Source organism: Deltaproteobacteria bacterium, assembly GCA_016208165.1.
Taxonomy (GTDB): Bacteria; Desulfobacterota; Desulfarculia; order JACQYL01; family JACQYL01; genus JACQYL01.
The window spans coordinates 1-16961 of record JACQYL010000132.1 but is presented as its reverse complement, the minus strand read 5'-3'; the positions used below and the strand labels follow the sequence as shown (position 1 = coordinate 16961).

At 58.6% G+C, this 16961-nt stretch carries 5 protein-coding genes; 2 read left to right on the top strand and 3 right to left on the bottom strand.

The window, feature by feature from the left end:
* Positions 1-242 precede the first annotated feature (242 nt).
* On the bottom strand, positions 243-1502 hold the full coding sequence (locus tag HY788_23325; protein MBI4777074.1) for an IS701 family transposase: 1260 nt from the start codon (positions 1500-1502) through the stop codon (positions 243-245).
* A gap of 541 nt (positions 1503-2043) precedes the next feature.
* Between HY788_23325 and HY788_23320 the strand changes: the two genes are divergently transcribed.
* Both HY788_23320 and HY788_23315 read left to right on the top strand, forming a co-directional pair.
* On the top strand, positions 2044-3927 hold the full coding sequence (locus tag HY788_23320) for an outer membrane protein assembly factor (protein MBI4777073.1): 1884 nt from the start codon (positions 2044-2046) through the stop codon (positions 3925-3927).
* An 8-nt stretch (positions 3928-3935) separates the two neighbouring features.
* Positions 3936-8318 carry a translocation/assembly module TamB domain-containing protein gene (locus tag HY788_23315; GenBank protein ID MBI4777072.1) on the top strand — a complete coding sequence of 1461 codons (4383 nt, stop codon included), beginning with the start codon at positions 3936-3938 and terminating at the stop codon, positions 8316-8318.
* Positions 8319-8521: 203 nt separating this feature from the next.
* Here the strand turns inward: HY788_23315 and HY788_23310 are convergent, their stop codons facing one another.
* Both HY788_23310 and HY788_23305 read right to left on the bottom strand, forming a co-directional pair.
* On the bottom strand, positions 8522-10717 hold the full coding sequence (locus HY788_23310) for a molybdopterin-dependent oxidoreductase (protein ID MBI4777071.1): 2196 nt from the start codon (positions 10715-10717) through the stop codon (positions 8522-8524).
* A gap of 421 nt (positions 10718-11138) precedes the next feature.
* Positions 11139-14021, bottom strand: coding sequence for a PKD domain-containing protein (locus tag HY788_23305; protein MBI4777070.1), 2883 nt, complete (start codon positions 14019-14021; stop codon positions 11139-11141).
* Between the last annotated feature and the right edge of the window lie 2940 nt (positions 14022-16961).

The following is a 16961-nucleotide window of genomic DNA, read 5'->3' as shown; positions in this document are numbered from 1 at the left end:
GGGGTGTTGAAAAACCCCGGTTGTCACAGGTTGTTGAAAAACGATGAGATGCAAGGCGCGCAAATCCTGAGGAACAAGGCGTACATAGAGTACGTCGCAGTGACGAAGGATGAAGCGCAACGCCGTTGGCGTGACCGCAGATCGCGTTTTTCAACAGCCTGCTAGTAATACTAGGTTAAGTTCATGACGAATCATTTATGGTTGGGAAGGTGGTGTGACACCATGGACAACGCCCACCCATTCTAATCAACGCGGCCTGAAGGGACCTCCTCGTCTGGGGCAAGGTTACACCAGAAGTTTTTTTTAATGCGTGCTCGTTCCGTCTGCAGGAACGCATAAGCAAGGGTTACGAGAGTCACATGATGATGCCAACCCAGCCATTGTCTGCCTTCAAAATGATCGAGCCCGAGTTCTTCCTTCATTTCCCGATAATCGAGCTCGATCCGCCATCGGGCCCTGGCGGTCCGAACGACTTGGCAGATGCCCGGCGTTTGGCCGTCGAACCATGCAAGCCAATATTTAGTGGGAGCCTTCTCTTCTTCTGGCCATTCGATCAAAAGCAACTCGGGTACCCGCTCGGGATGCGCTTGCTTGCGCCAGCCATGCGCGGCCCAGACTTGGACCAGAGCGAATCGGGAATTTTGAGGCCCTCGAGTACCTTCCCGCCACGTAACGGCGTGCCACGCCTGGTCTTCGAGACTTTGGGCCAAGTCCGACAAGTTCCGGACTTGAGGCAGCAACGCCAATGGAGGATATTTTCTGGGACGCCCCTTCTCGTTTGGAGGAGGGAGCTCGATGTTCGGGTCTTGATCCCAGACCACCGTCGAGGGCTCCACCTGCACGGCATAAGAAAGCCCCCGACTTCTCAGCTTCTCTCGAAAACCGAACTCGTTCCCGTAAAAGGAATCGGCCACCACGGGTCGGGCGGGCACACCCCAGGAAATCGCCTGATCCAAAAGCTCCACAGCCAATTCGGACTTGCCCCTGTACTCCACCTCGGACGGAATCTTGGCCTTGGCGGACCTGTCGGGGTCTGCAAACCAGTCCCTCGGAATGTACAGTTTCCAGCCCAACGGACAGCTTGCTTCAGAACTGCTCCAATGGAGCGTCACCGAGACTTGGCAGTTTGCAACTTTGCCCAAAGCCCCACAATACTGCCTGCCCACACCCACGGAATGACGGCCGGCTTTGGGGAAAGAGGTCTCGTCAATAATCCAAACCTCGGCCTCGGAAAAAAGATCGATCATTCTGAGGGCAAGGCGCTTCTGAATCTCCTCGACGGCCCAGGGGCTTTGACCGACAAACTGCCGCAACGCTTGAACGTCGGCGCCGGGTATCCTGTTGGCAATGGGTTCAATCGACTTACGCTCCCCGTCGAGCAGAAGTCCATCCAGATAAACCCTGGCCCAGTGACGCCGTTCACTCCGACCCAAAGGCTGCAAAAAGTCCCGGAGGAACCGGCTCAACCTACGATCCAAAGCGTTCAGTTGTTTTGTTCTCATGAACGCATATTGCGCTCATTGAAACATAAAGTCAATACATACTTAACCTAGTACTATTAGCAGCCCGTTGAAAAAGCCGGGTTGTTACAGGCCGTTGAAAAAGGATGAGATGCAAGGCGCGCAATTCCCGAGGAATGAAGGCGTACATAGAGTACGTCACAGTGACGAGGGATGAAGTGCAACGCCGCAGATCGCGTTTTTCAACAGCCTGTAAGGGGACCAGGTTCTATCATCCGGTTGCTTCAATCGTTCTCTTTTTTCCCCTACTGGAGGCATACGATCACGGTTCTCCCTTTCCTCCGGGAAAGGAGTGGGAGGAGAGTATATGCCGCATTCAGCATGGGGCATCGCCCTGAGGACGTGTCTGTCCGGGCTCGGACACGTACGGACAGCGAACTCCCCAATCTTTTCAAAGGATCGGCCTTCATATAAACTTCTTTTGGAGCTATCTGTCTCGTACCATTGGCGGATCGGATAGCCGCCGGATTCTCTGAGAGCGGGTCTTTGTCAAATCGTCCCATCCAGCGGCCGAAAGGCGCCCATGCGGAAAAGAGTAAATCGGCTGTATCGCGCTCCATGGCGTGTTCAAACGCCGGTTTCATTTAATCCGGCTGTTCAGAACAAGCGCTTTGCAAAAGGGGCATGCGTCGGCCTGATATTCGTGTGGGTGCTCATCCTGAGTGTAACGGATCATGCCACCAAGGCGGAGACGCGCCGGCTGAAAACGGATTACGAGGTGAGTCTGGAGGGTGTGCAGGACACGACGATGAAGACGGACCTCGAGTCCATGTCGGACACGGTCACACTCGAAACCAGGCCACCGGCCGGTTTGTATGGATTGAGGGAGAGAACCGAGCGCGACGTGCCCAAGTTTCTGGACTATTTCCAATCTCAGGGTCACTATGGCGCCGCTGTTCATGTGGAGATCGACCGGAAATCTACGCCGGTTCAGGTTCGTTTCAACATTGACGCCGGACCGGTCTATCGTTTGGAGTCCGCCGAGCTGGAAATCCAGGGTCCGAAACCCGAACTCAAAAAGAGGTTACCGTCTTTGGAACTGCTCGGCCTGAAAGCCGGAACGCCCGCCGGAGCCAAGACCATTCTGGGGGCTCAAACGGCGCTGATGCAGGATGTAAGAAATCTCGGCTACGTTTTTGCCAGGTTTGACACGCCGCAAGTCCTGGTGGACCACCATTCGAAGACCGCGAAGGTGATTTTGAAACTGGTTCCCGGTCCACGGGCGTGGTTTGGCGAGACGACTGTTTCCGGATTGCAGGAAGTGAGGGAATCCGTTGTCAGGGACAAGGTTCCCTGGAAAAAAGGAGACCTGTTTCAAGAATGGCTCCTTACGAAACTCCAGGCCCGCCTTACGGGAACCGGACTGTTCGCCTTTGTTGAAATCACCCATGCCGACACGCTTCCGGACTCCGGTCTTCTTCCCATCCGAGTCCGGATCAAGGAACGAAAACAGCGAACCGTTGGGGCCGGTGTCAGCTACAAGACAGACGAAGGCCCGGGCGCCAAGGTCTTTTGGGAGAACAGGAACGTACGACGTCAGGGAGAGAAGTTGAGGCTCCAAGCCGAAGCTTCGGGCATTGTGCTGGGCGCCGAAGGATCATTCAGGATACCCGCCTTTCGCCGGGACGACCAGTCCCTGGTTTTCAGCAGCCGTGTGGCGAGAGAGGACACGGACGCGTACGAAAGCCTGGGAGTTACGGTGTCCGCGGCCGTTGAACGGGAACTGGCCGCCGGGTTGCGAGTGGGTGCGGGCCCCGCCTACCGGCTTAGCCGGGTGGACCAGATGGACAAACGGGAAGAATTCGCTCTGTTGTCTTTTCCGTGTCTGCTTTCGTGGGACACGAGTGATAACCTTCTGGATCCCACCAAGGGCGGCCGATTCGCCCTTGGAATTGCTCCGTTTTACGACATGCTGGGAATCGACCTCGGCTTTCTGAAAGGATCCATGAGTTACAGTCGTTATGTGGGCTTATGGAAAAAGCCGTTCATCGCATTCTCGGGCCGGGGCCTTTTGGGCTTCCTCGAGGGAGCTTCGCGCGACAGGGTGCCGGCGGACGAACGATTCTATGCGGGCGGAGGCGGGTCTGTTCGGGGATACCCTTACCAGACTCTGGGGCCCCTTTCGGACGGGGAGCCCGTTGGAGGCAGGTCCGTTACCGAAGTCAGTCTCGAACTCCGGATGAAAGTGACGGAGACTATAGGTCTCGTGACTTTTCTGGATGGAGGGAGCGCTTTCGAGTCCTCGGTTCCGAATTTCGAGGAACCCTTACGCTGGGGAGCCGGAATTGGAATCCGATACTACACCGCCGTGGGCCCTTTGCGTTTGGACCTGGCTTTTCCTCTGCACCGCCGCGAAGGCATAGATGACGCCTTCCAGGTCTATGTAAGCATCGGACAGGCCTTTTGACGAGACCCATGAACATAAAACGGGCCATCGGATGGACCGTCGGGGGTTTGGCCGCAGCCGTGCTGATCCTGACGGCCCTTTACGCGATCCTGCAAACGCCCTCCGCCAAGAAGGTCATCTGCTCAACTCTATCCGGCTTATTGAGTTCGAAACCCCATGCAGAGGTGCAAATAGAAGGATTACAGGGGCGAATTCCATCTGACGTTCGAATAGAACGTATCTCCTTAGGCGATGAGCAAGGGCCGTGGTGCGTGTTTCACGATATTCATCTCGAGTGGTCACCGTTGGACCTGTTATGGGGGCGGGTACGGATCGAGGCCTTGGAGGCGGCCCGGGTGGAGATCTTTCGCAAGCCGTCGAAAAGTGAAACAAAAGAGGAGCAAAAAGCGCTCGATCCCTTCTCCGTGATGGATGATCTCTCGCTCGTAACAGTCGAGCGGTTCAACATAGCTGAGATTCACCTGCACCAGGCCGTTCTTAACGAAGAAGGAGTTTTCAAGGTAGAGGGAGAATTCCCAGGCGCCCGTGCAAAAACGGGAACCGTCGGATCTCTTCAAGTTCGGCGAATCGATCCCGGCTCGGATACGTTGTTGAAATGGACGGTCGAAGGAACGGATCGGCCCCGTGTGTTCAATACGAGCCTGACGTTCGAGGAATCTCCCGGTGGCTGGGTGTCGACCCTGCTTGGACTCGAAAAGAACGAAAGCCTGTCGCTCATGCTTCGAGGGAGCGGCGGACCGGATGTTTGGAACGGGGATCTGAGAGCATCTTTCGGGAAATTCGGTTCCATCGAGTCCGAAGTGAACGCTTCGTTGGAACCTGTTTTCAGCGTGTCCACGGAAGGATCGACGATCCCCGGACAGTCCATTATCCCGTCTGACTTGAAAGTATTGATCGGACCTGAAATCCGCTTCTCCGCCGAGGCCCGATTGGAGCCCGACCGGGCGGAACTCATCCATCGGGCCCAGTTCGATATAGACGCCGGCCGTTTGAGCCTCGATGGGGAGTTTCAATATCGAACACATGAACTTCACACGAACGCGTCTTTAAGCGTAGACGATTTAAATGTGATCCAGCCGTTGCTTCAGGTTCCCATCAGCGGATCCTTGACGGCTCGAACGCGGGTGGAAGGATTTCTTTCAGCCTCCGTGGCGGACATCTCCGTCCGCGCGACGGACGTCAAGATTGGGGACGCAGGAATCCACGACTTCGAAACGGATTTCAGGCTGCGATCCCTGATTCCGTCCGACCGGGCGGGACGGGGAATTCGCATCGTCGGAAAGGGACTGGCCGAAGGACTGACAGGTTCATTGGAGTCTCCTCTTCTGCTGGATTCCGTTGAATGGCAATGGGGGGCGGACGTCCGTTCGGGCCGGGAAGTACTCCTCGACTTTTTGTCAATCAAGAGCAGGAACCATTCCGTGCAACTGGCCGGAACGATCGACCCATCGGAGCCGAGCGGCTCTATCGTCGGAGTGGGCCGGGTCGAGAACCTGGAAACCCTCTCCGGATGGCTCGGCATCGAGACACGAGGTTCCGGCGTATTACAGGTCCAAGCGACCGGTTCCGCCCGAACCCGTTCAGCCACGGCCCAAGTCAGAGGGACGATGCACCTGCCGGAAGGGATATCGACCGTACCGGCATCGGTCTTAGGTTCCGACGTGGCACTCTCCGCTCAAATCCGGGTAGACAGGGGTGAAGAAATCGCTTTTCCCCAAGTGGACCTGGATGGCGCCACGTTTCGGTTTCAGGGAGACGGCAAATTGGACATACCGGAAAAAACGGTCACCGGAATGTGGCGTCTGTCGATTCCATCGCTGAGACCGTTTTCGGTCATGACGGGAAAACCGGTCTCGGGATCCATCGAGGCCAAAGGCTGGATCGAAGGCCCGGCGACCAATCCCGTGTGCATGGCCGGAGTCGATGGAAAGTCCATTACCTGGATGGGCAGAGAGATTCCACAGGTCCTGTCCCGGGTCCTAGTCCTTGACGCCCCCACCGCACCTGTGGGCGCCGTGCGGTTAACCGTGGAAAAGGACGGGACCCTCATTCAAGGCGCGACCGATTTTTCTTTTAGAAACAGGACGTTGGAATTCTCGTCGATGGTTTTGGAGGCTCCAGGGACTCACCTGGGCGGTGAGCTCACGCTGGATATCGAGCAATCCTCGGGCCGGGGAAATCTCGATGCAACCTCGGATGACCTTTCGGCGCTGGCGCCGTTGCTGGGCGAAGCCATTGGAGGAAGCGCCGCGGTTTCCGCCCGGTTCGCATGGGAAAAGGCCCATCAGGAGGTCTCGGGCCACATCGAGGGGAGCGATTTAAAGACGCCTTTCTTCAAGGTTGGGAGCGGTCGAATGGACGTCCGGATCGAGAATCCGCTCCATGCTCCAAAGGGCAAGCTTGATCTGAAGCTTTCCGGGTTCGAAAGACCGGGCTTGAAATTGGATGCCGTTTCCCTGGATGCGCGGGACTCGAAAGACGGTTTTCGCTTTGACATGAACGCCAATGGCAATGCCTACCTTCCTTTCGAGGTCAAGGCCGCAGGGAGCGTGAATTTCGAAGAACAGGGAGCCGTATGGCATGTCGGGCAGGTGAGTGGGACCTGCTTGAACACTCCGTTTTCGCTCTTGACGCCTATCGTCCTGCGGCAACAAAAGGGCGGCTTCACGCTCGATGAATTCCTGTTCGATGTGGGAGGAGGCTCCCTCAGTGTCAAGTCCACGTTCGATCCCCAACAGGTGCTGTTCAGGGCCGATTTGAAACGAATTCCCCTAAGAGGAATCGCTCTGGCGCAGGAATCGGAGCTGGATGCCACAGCCTCCGGATTGCTCGAAATTCGGGGTCCGGTTCGTGAGCCGATCGCAGACATTCAACTTCGGCTGGACCAGTGCCGCATTCAGAACCGTTTCCTAAACCCGAATCCGCCGTTTGACGTTGCGATCAACGCCGGTTACAAAGACCGGCTTGTGAAAGCGGACGCCGGCGTATCGGGCCTCTCCGAAAAACCGACGGAGCTGAGCATCCAGGCGCCCGTCGGATTCTCTCTCTCGCCCTTTGATTTATCGTTCTTCGAGCAGGAGCCCATCCAGGGTCACCTGTACGCAGAGACGACCTTCGATCGGCTCCTTACCCTGATTCCGATCGGGGATCGATCGCTCTCCGGGCAACTCACAGCAGATCTGGACCTCGGAGGAAGTCTCTCTTCGCCCCAACTTAACGGGACCCTTCGTTGCGATCATGGTTCGCTGGAGGAATTCAAAACAGGCACGATCCTCAAAGACCTGGAAGTGGAAATCGAGGCGAAAGGCCGTCGGCTCGAAATCCGGAAGGCCGGCGCCACGGACGGTGAAGCGGGCGTGATCGCCGCCGACGGATGGATGGAGTTGGACCACGACGGCAACTACCCCGCCGAGATAAAGCTCACCTTGTCCGACGCCGTGTTGGTGCGGCGAGACGATGTCACAGGCGCTGCGGACGGCAAGATCGAGCTGCTTAAGACGGACCGGACGCTCACCGTGCGCGGCAAACTGGATGTAAACAGGCTGGAAGTCAATATCCCGGACCGGTTTGTGCCCGAAACAGCCAAACTGGAGATCGTCGATGTAACCGAGGGGGGACGCGAAGCTCTCTCCGGTGAACCCGACCCAAAACAAGCGCAAGCCACCACCGGTTCTCCGGTAGCCCTCTCCATGGATATCGAGGCCGGCGAACGCGCCTTCATACGCGGTTGGGGCCTCGATTCCGAATGGAAGGGCCGGTTGAGCATAAGGGGCACTACGGACAGCCCGATCATCCAAGGCGCCCTATCCGTGATACGAGGGCGTTACGATCTTCTGGACAAGCGCTTCGACCTCACTAGCGGTGAAGTACGCTTTTCCGGAGCGTCCCCGCCATCCCCGAGGATCGAGCTGGAGGCGGAATCCAAGATCACCGATGGAACCGCTTATGTGAGGATTTCGGGAAGCCTTTCTTCGCCCACCATTACGTTTCGATCCGATCCTCCCTTACCTGAAGATGAGATCGTTGCCCGGCTCCTTTTCGGTCGTGGAATTACGCAAATCACGCCGTTACAGGCGCTGAGGCTCGCTCAAGCCTTGCGGTCTCTTTCGGGCGGGGACAACCGCAAGCTCGATCTGTTGAGCCGAACACGGAATTTCCTGGGCCTGGACCAGTTGGATCTGCGGGGGGGAGAAGGGAGCGTGGGCGACGCGGCAGTGGGTGTAGGAAAGTATCTGACGGAAGACATTTACGTGGATCTGGAGAAAGGATTGGCGGAGGCCACGGGGAAAGTTACCGTTACGATGGAATTAACTCCGAACATCACGTTGGAGAGCGAGGCGGGAGCCGAGGCCGGCGCCGGGATCGGCATCAATTGGAAGCTTGATTACTAAGGCCTTCTCCATCCGGAAGAAGGCCTTGGTGAATGCTTCCGTATTTCAACATGGTTCAGCTTTGATGGTTTTTCAACGGGCTGCCATGGGGCGCCGGCCTAAATTGACACCCGACCACGCCTCGCTTGTACTCATTGTTATAAGCGGGGACCCTACCCTTTCTTTTCAAAGCACAATGGACCTTTCGTTAAATCGGGAGGGCATCAGGTGTGAAGTGCCCAAACTGCCAGCGGATCCAGGCGCTGGTCGTCCGTGAGAATGTTGCTGTTCACGCCCGGATGCTTCCGGGCCACGGCGCACCGGGTCCCCGGAAGGTCATGGCCCCAGCCGTGGGGCAGGCTCACTACGCCCATGCGTATGTCATCCGTAATTTCGACTCGCGCCCGGACGGAGCCCACGCTCGAAGTCACCTTGGCCTCGCCGCCGTCCTCGAGTCCGAGACGCCCGGCGTCCCGCGGGTGTATGCGAAGCGTGCAGGGATGCTTGCCTTTGGCCGGACCGGGCAGGTTGTGCAGCCACGAGTTCATGGAACGCAGGTTCCGACGACCCACGAGCAGGATTCCTTCTTCAGCGGCGGCAGGGAAAGACGCCTCGAGGCGCGTCAGGTCCTCGATGATAGGTCGGGGCGCCAGCTCGATCTTTCCCGAGGGTGTTTGGATGATCTGGGGAACGCTGGGCCGCAGAGGGCCGAGGTCCATCCCGTGAGGACGGTCCTCGAGGGTTTTCAGGGAAAGGCCGTCGGGATTGGCGCCAAAGGCGTCTCCGTAAGGCCCCGTGCGGAGCATCAGGTCCAGGGTGCGTTCCGGTCCCCTGCGGTTGCCGAGCATCTCGTGGATTTCCGATTCGTTGCGTTCACCCGTATTGAATCGGCGATCCTTGACGGCGGCTTTCACCGTCTGGGCCAGCAAGTCATCGTCCAAGGCGCGGTGATCCGCCCCGGCCCCTTTGCCGCCCAGAATCAGGGCCAATTTCAGCAGGATTTCCCACATGTCCGGTTCGTCGGGACCGAGTTGGAACATGGGGGGCGAATAGTTCGCCGTATTTCTGACGGCAAAGGGATACAGGAACAGATCATAGTGGCTTTGCCGCAAAATGGAGGGCGGAGGCAGAATCACTTCGGCATGCCGCGTGGTTTCGTTGAGATAGAAGTCGACGCTCACCATGAAGTCCAGCGAGGCCAACGCCGCGTCCAGTCGATGGCTGTTTACCGTTGTGAGCACCGGGTTTCCGGCCACCGTAATCAGGCCCCGGACCCGGCCGTCCCCCGGCGTTTCGATCTCGTCGGCCAGTGTGGCTATGGGGAGTTCGCCGTTGACTTCGGGGAAACTCCTCACCCGGCTACGCCAACGGCCCGTCACGAAGCCCTTTCCGCCCGGTCCCGTTTTGAGCCGGGTGTGGGCCGCTTCCGGAAACAGGACGCCTCCGGCGCGATCCAGATTGCCGGTGAGGATGTTGATTACGTCAATAAGCCACGAGGTAATGGTTCCGAACTCGACGGTGCACGTGCCGATGCGCCCGTAGACAGCGGCTTTGGGCGCGTTCGCCACTTCCCGCGCCAGGCGCCGGATCACGTCGGCCTCCACCCCGCATGCGGGTGCTACGACCTCGGGGGAGTATGGCCGCGCAAGGTCCCGCAGGGTGTCCACGCCGTTGATGTGTTCCGCCAAACGTCCCGGCGAGACGAGGCTCTCTTCGAACAGCGTATGCACCATGCCGAACAACAGGTACGGATCCTTAGCGGGCCGCACGGCGACATGCTCGTTCGCCATTTTGGCGGTGCGGGTGCGAACGGGATCCACTACGATCAGTTTTCCGCCTCGATCCCGAAGCGCTTTCAGGCGGCCCGCCATGTCCGGAGCCGTGCACAAGCTTCCTCCGGACACCAGGGGATTGGCGCCGAGGATCATCAAGAGATCCGTGCGGTCCAAGTCCGGGACCGGCACGGCCGTGGCGCTTCCAAACAAAAGACCGCAAGCCGTTTGTTTGGGCATCTGGTCCACCGTGCTCGCGGAATAGACGTTCTTGGATCCCAGGGCCTTCACCACGTACCGCAGGTACAATGCGGCGGACAGGTTGTGGGCAATGGGATTTCCCCAATAGATCCCCACCGCGTCCCGGCCCCGGCTCTCGAGAATGGGGCCGAGACCCCGTTCCACCCGGACTAACGCTTCCTCCCAGGACGCTTCCTTCCATCCGTCCCCGTGCCGCACCAACGGGCGTTCCAAGCGGTCCGGGTCCTCGTGCAACTCTTTGAGCGCCGGTCCCTTGGGACACAAATGTCCCCGGCTCAGAACATCCTCGGGGTCCCCGGCGATGCGGACGACCCGGTCGCCCCGCACGGTGATTTCGAGTCCGCACGTGGCCTCGCAAATGGGGCAGGTCCGAAACGCCACCCGCATGTCCTTTACCGTCTCGTCTTGTGCACTCACGGCTTCCACCCCGCTTTTTAATGTCTGTTTACCCGAGGGGAACGATCATCCGCCGGAGGCGGATTTGCCTCTGGCGCCCTAGGCATGGCCGCACCGCTTCCGCGGAGCGGCCGAAGCGTTGGCGCGTCGTATTTCAACATGGGTTGGGTATCCCGCGGACACCGGACGTATGTTCGCACAAGAACCTATCAAGTGTAAACCTTCGATGTTGGGTTTCGGTGCGGAGGGAAACACCCGTCGCCTATCCCGTAAGGCGCGAAGGACAGGCTGGAAGTCTGTCCCACGGTTCCGGCTCCACGCGCGCAGCGCGTGGAGCCCACGCACGGTTTTTCGCAGGGGGGCCGGGGGACGGCTTTTTGCAAAAAAGGAGTCCCCCGGAAACCCATTGGGCCTACTCGTGCTTGTACTGAACGATGGAAGCCAGTTGCTTCGGAAGGTTGTCCGTGCCCACGGCGATGGTCACGGTTTCGGTGACGGCGTTCTCGTCGCTGTCGGACACGGTCAGTTGGATCTCATGCACGCCGTCGGGAAGTTGGGCCGTCAGTTTCTTGCCTCGACCCAGGACCTTTCCACCGAGGGACCAGAGGCAGGACGTTCCGGGAATTTCAGGGTCCTCGAGATCCTGTGCATAGCCCTCGAAGGAGACGAGTTCACCGGATTCGAACCGGCTCCCTGTTTGGGGGCGGGTGATGAAGGCGCTGGGCCCTTTTCCCGGCACCGCGAATGTGCCTTTGGTGTCCGCGTAGACCGTGTTGAATCCGTCCGTTGCCAACACCCGGAACAGGGCCTCGTCGCCGCCAGGCAAATCGGAACTGTACACTCGGTACATTTCCTTTTCGAGGCCCCATTTAACCGGATGCCAGCTTTTTCCCTTGTTCGGAGAGTACAGGATCACGTACCGAAGCGCGTCGCCGTCCTCGTCGTGGGCCTTCCAGAATACCGTTCCGGCTTCTTTCAACACTTCTCCTCCGGCCGGCGACAGGATGTCCACTTTGGGAGCGTGCTTGGACACGGAGATCACGTCGAGTACGGTTTGCTTTTTCTTAAGCACGATCTTGGCAATGCCGTCTTTTCGGGGAACTTGGAATCGGAAGGAGGCCTTATCGAGCTGCAGCCCGTCCTCGGTCTCGAACTCGGCGTGGAAAGGCACGGAAAACAGAACCTGGCCTCCGGTTCCCAGGGCTTCGACGCGGTAGGCTCCCGGCCTCAACCCCTTGGTTTCCAGACCCGGTTGAACGAACACGGGGTCGAGCATGCCTTTGCCGTTCTTGAACACCGTTCCCGAGAAGTAGCACATGGGCCGGATGGAACCCGGACTTCCCGCGGAATCGTCGTCCTCGGCGGCCGGGAAGAAGTCGAAGAGCGTTTCCCATCGGTAGATGGATATCCATCGAGTGGGCTTGGCGTAATAGCTGGTCATATCTTCGGGCACATAGAAACCGGCGGAGCAGTAGGACATGAGATCGGGATATTCGTTCGAGCCCGCGGGCATGACGGTGAACGGCTGGCCGTGGTCCGAAATATTTTCCAGCCCGTCGATCCAGGGAAGGCGCGTGTCGAAGCCGGTTTCCTGGATGCCGTCGTTGGTCCAGGGCCACACCGGATCGCAGCCATCCGCATTGCAGCCCCAATCGCGGTCGTACGCCAGATCCGGGTTGCACACGTGCCGGCCCCAGCTTCCGGGGACGCTGCGGTCGAGGTTGTGATCGAATTCGTGGGCCATGGTGGTGTCCCTGTTGGATCCGCCCGTGCCCACGGCCGCGGCCCCGCTTCCCCCGCTCCTCACGGGTCGGGACTGGCCGCTCACGCCGTCGGCCAGGAATCCGTAGATCTGTTCGGGGCACTCGAAGGTGTTATAGGGGTCCGTCATCTCGGAATACATCCAAGCCACGAAGGCCGCGGCCCACAGATCGTCCAGCATGTCCAGCACGTCGTGCACGTACGCCCCTTCAACCACGCGATCCAGGGCCCCGATGTCTCTCCAGCTTCGCCGCACGAAGCGGACGTCGTAGATGGGGAAGATGGTTTTGAGGTAGCTCTCCGATTCCGCGATAGTGGTTTCATGGGGCAAGTCGGGGGCCGCTTCCGTTCCCGAGTTGATGGGTACGATCCAATACACGGGGACCTTCTTGGGCTCGAAGAGCACGGTGAAGGCGTCACTCGATGCGTCGTATCCAAAAGCGTCCAGCAGCCGGGCCCGAAACTCGACCACGCCCTCGGTCCAAAACTCGGGCAGCAAAAAGTTGGCCGTGCCGTGGAGCCGATCCCGGTCGATATCCGCAGGGGCCATAAAGTTCATGGAAATAGGCGATCCGGGCAGTTGGACGCCTTCCCGCTTTCCGTACAGGTACACGTTGACCGGCTGCGGGGTGTCCGTACGGCGGGCCTGGACGTACACCCGGGCCACGGTATCCTTGTGCTCGACCAGGCGCAGGCTGTTGATCCGGTCCTGGACGGCCTGGGTGACCTCGACGGCCCAGGGCAGTTCTTCGAATCGCAGGGATGCGTCGGGATCGGCCGGCTCGAGATCGTCCGGCACGGCCAGAATGACCTCGAGCATGTCCTCGAAATCGGAAGACCAGCCGGAAGGGAAATACTCGTCCACATCGGGATTCAGCGAGACCACGCGGAGGCCCAGACGCACGGGATCGTCCGGGCTGATGTCGTACACCTGGTCGCCGATCTCCTCGAGGTCGATGGCGATCTCGAAGATGCGGTGCTCGTTGCACACGGGGGCCAAGGGATAGCGATAGAGGATTTCGGTGTTGTCCCCGGAAAAGCAGCCGAATCCGGCGGCCACGCTCGAGCGAAGGTACGTGATTTCCGGCGGAACCAGGGTTCCCGCCATGCCGTATTCGTTTCGCTCGAGGCTGTAACTGCCGGACTGGAAATGATAGTGCACGTCCGTAAAGGGGGTTCGGATGCCGTCCCGGTCCGTGTCCACCGCGATGGAGATACAGTCGCCCGAAGACGATTCGGTCCGGGGATCCTCGACGTCGTCCTCGAGCACGTCCACAAGCAGATACAGCCTCGTGGCGTCGTTGCACACCGCCACGAATCCGTTTTCAAAGGCCGCCGTATGCAGACCCCGCCACTCGAACAGCCCGAGGCTTCCGTCGATACGGGGACCCACGCGGCGATACGTGGAAACGATTTCCTCGGCTGCCAAAGCGGGAATCGCTCCGGCCAGGGCCACGCCGATCAGGACCGGCAGCAGGATGACCACCGCCGTCCGGTTGCCGATCTCCTGACAAATCGTTCGAAATGACTTCATGACGTTCTCCTTATGTTGTCCTGCCGAGAGAAACTTTAAAAAGTTTCCCTCGGACTCCCTTCAAATCTCTTGAGCAACCGCCACCCTGCGGGAGGCGCTCATCCGACCGCACCGCCTATCTAGCGAAAACTGCAGCCGGTCCCGCCAGAAGGATGCCGAGGAGGATCAACAGCATGGTGATGATCGGCATCCAGTCATTCACGATCTGACGAAGGGTTCGAAGCGCGTTCATGATGATCTCCTTTCGGCCTTTTCCTATGTTGTGCGGGTTTCCGCGTTGTTTGGTAAACCTATAGAGCAACCTGTGTGCCAAATGATGAGGGGCGTAAGGGAGGGAAGCGGAGGATCTCGTTTTTGGTAATCCATCACGGGGGAAAACTTTCGAGAAAGTAGGGGCGTATTGCAATACGCCCCTACATGCAGGCCTCACCGCCTCCGGCGGAGAGGCGGGGGCAGACGCGGATTCGCCGTCATCCCGTAGGGCGCGAAGGCCCCGGCGAGGCACGACCGCAAGGCTTGAAGGCCTGTACCAGGGATCAGGCCGAAGCCAGTTTGCCGCGCATACGACGGTCCGCGTGGAAGGGTCGAGCGGACCGGCGGACGGACCGGGTTGAGGCCGGGTCAGGGGGCCGGAACCGGCTCATGTTTGGGCATACTGCCATTATATGGTCACTACAGTGGAAAATGACGAAATAATGTCAGATAACGGATGGACTTGGAGGTTCCATGCCGGGGCTTGGAAACCTCCGCTGATGTATGGAGGGTACCTACCTATCGAGGCATCCATTCACGAGGCGCCGGGAGAGACCCTTTGGAATCCGCCTCTAATGGTGTCCTAGGACGGTATCTTGGGCGGGGTAGCGCAGCAACAAGAGGCCCCACCCCTGTCGTGGAACCATGCACTCTGTCGATTCAAGGAGCGGTTGGGTTGAGCATAGCGAAACCCAACAACATGGGGCATCCGTTGGGTTACGCTCGCTGCGCTCGCTAACCCAACCTACGGATGCAACGCCTGTAGGTTGGGTTGAGCAACGCGAAACCCAACGATTTAAGCCACATAGACCGCGGCATCTCGCTTGGCGCCAACTGTTCGCCTTCCCGTGGTGTCGGGCGTGCCCGGGCTGGACATCGTGTCCTGGAACTTGTTGGGTTGCGCTCGCTGCGCTCGCTAACCCAACCTTGCCCCCCTGCGATTTAGGACGTACGGTCACCTCCTGTCCCCGGACAACAAGTTGTCCGGGCCACCCCTCCATCAGGATCGATCCCTGGGGTAGCGACGAGTGACACGTCCTGGAAACGCCTCGCTGTGTATGACGGCCAACATGGTTCCCCCCAACAACCAAAGGCTTCTTATGACCCTGTGAACAGGCGCCTATCGAAAGAATGAGATGGCGCCTCACCGTTGCTCGAACGTGCAGGCGCAGCATTCGCCCGTCTTCGCTCGGCCGTCGCCGGCCGGGCCGTGGAGGAATAGACTGTTCCCGGGATTCCCGTTTTGTAACAGCTTCAACGGAGCGGAAATTAGATGAGGAACGTGAGGGGTGCCGATTGCAGGAAGGGCTTACAAGGCGATGCGCTGTGAAGAAATTCCGGATCCCCGATGCGCATACCGAGACGTGTCCGCCTGCGGCGGATATTCTTCAGGCTTGTTCAACCCTTTGACCGTTGCCCCGCCGCCTTCGGCGGAGCGGGTGTGGGCAAACGATTTCATAGACGTTCCGGGCTAGCGGGCCAATACGCCGGCCGGGCCGGCCAGAAGGATGCCGATGAGGATCAGCAGCATGGTGATAATCGGCGCCCAGTCTTCCGCGATTTGACGAAGTGTTCGAAGTGAGTTCATGATATCCTCCTTTTGGCCTGTATTTTTTCGAGTGACATTGGGTTCAGGCATCGTTTGACGATCTAATAAGCAACTTATATGCCACAACAAGGAGGGACGAAGGAATACATGGACAGGGACCGGCCGGGGGACCGGTTCTTGAGATAAACCGTGTCTGCGGATCTCCCCGCCGAGAATGGTACGTACCCGCTCGCCGCGCGAAAGAAAAGTCTGTGAAAAAAACCATATATTCAATTACGAAGGTGCCTTGCGATGGCAAGTTCAAGCGACTGGCAGGGTGGAAAACGCATTCCCGGGGAATGCGCCCGGGGGTCAGGCCCAAGCAGGATTCGGGAGGGAGGGGTTTGCGTGGAAAAGTAAGGCGGGCCGGCAGGCTGACAAAGTGGAAGAACCGTGAAGGTTGGAATCGGCTCTTATTTGGGCATAGTGCCGTCATATCGTCAATTCGGCGTCTTTTACGATACGGCTTGGTGTTCGGAACCGACCGGGCGACCGACCACTAAATGGCGGCGGTTCACGTACCACGACGGTCATTTCTCCCTTGACCGGTACTGCGAACTGGGGTATGCAAGATCAGTGCTATAAATCGGAGACGGGCTTTGCGAGCAACGATGCGCCCAAAAAAAAGGAGCTGTACGCCAAGCACTTAACATAAGAGGATCAAGTACGGAATACGTTCCTGATCCATACATGAGTATAGACCCGACTCACTGGTTCGATAAAAAGGGGATTGCAGATGACAGCCGCTGACGCAGGCTGATGCGATTCCCTTTTGCGTTTTTGGGGGAGCGCGCCGAATGGGCACGGTTACCGCAGTGTTGACCGGGGGCTACTCCGTAATCCAGGTTCACAACACTCAAGACTGGTGATCAGGGGACATTTTATTCCGGTGGAGAGGAGAAAAGTTATTCCGTCGTTGACAATCCATCAATAACAGAACTGAGCGTGCCATGCGCAAGCATACTCTGGGGCAAGCGGAGCAACGGAACCCCGAGCGAAAAAGGAAATCGTTGAGTGGAACGGGTCCTCACTTTCAAATAGGCGTGCAGAATCCGTTCCTACTTACTTTCCAAGGCTGACATGCCCGTCGATTCCTATTT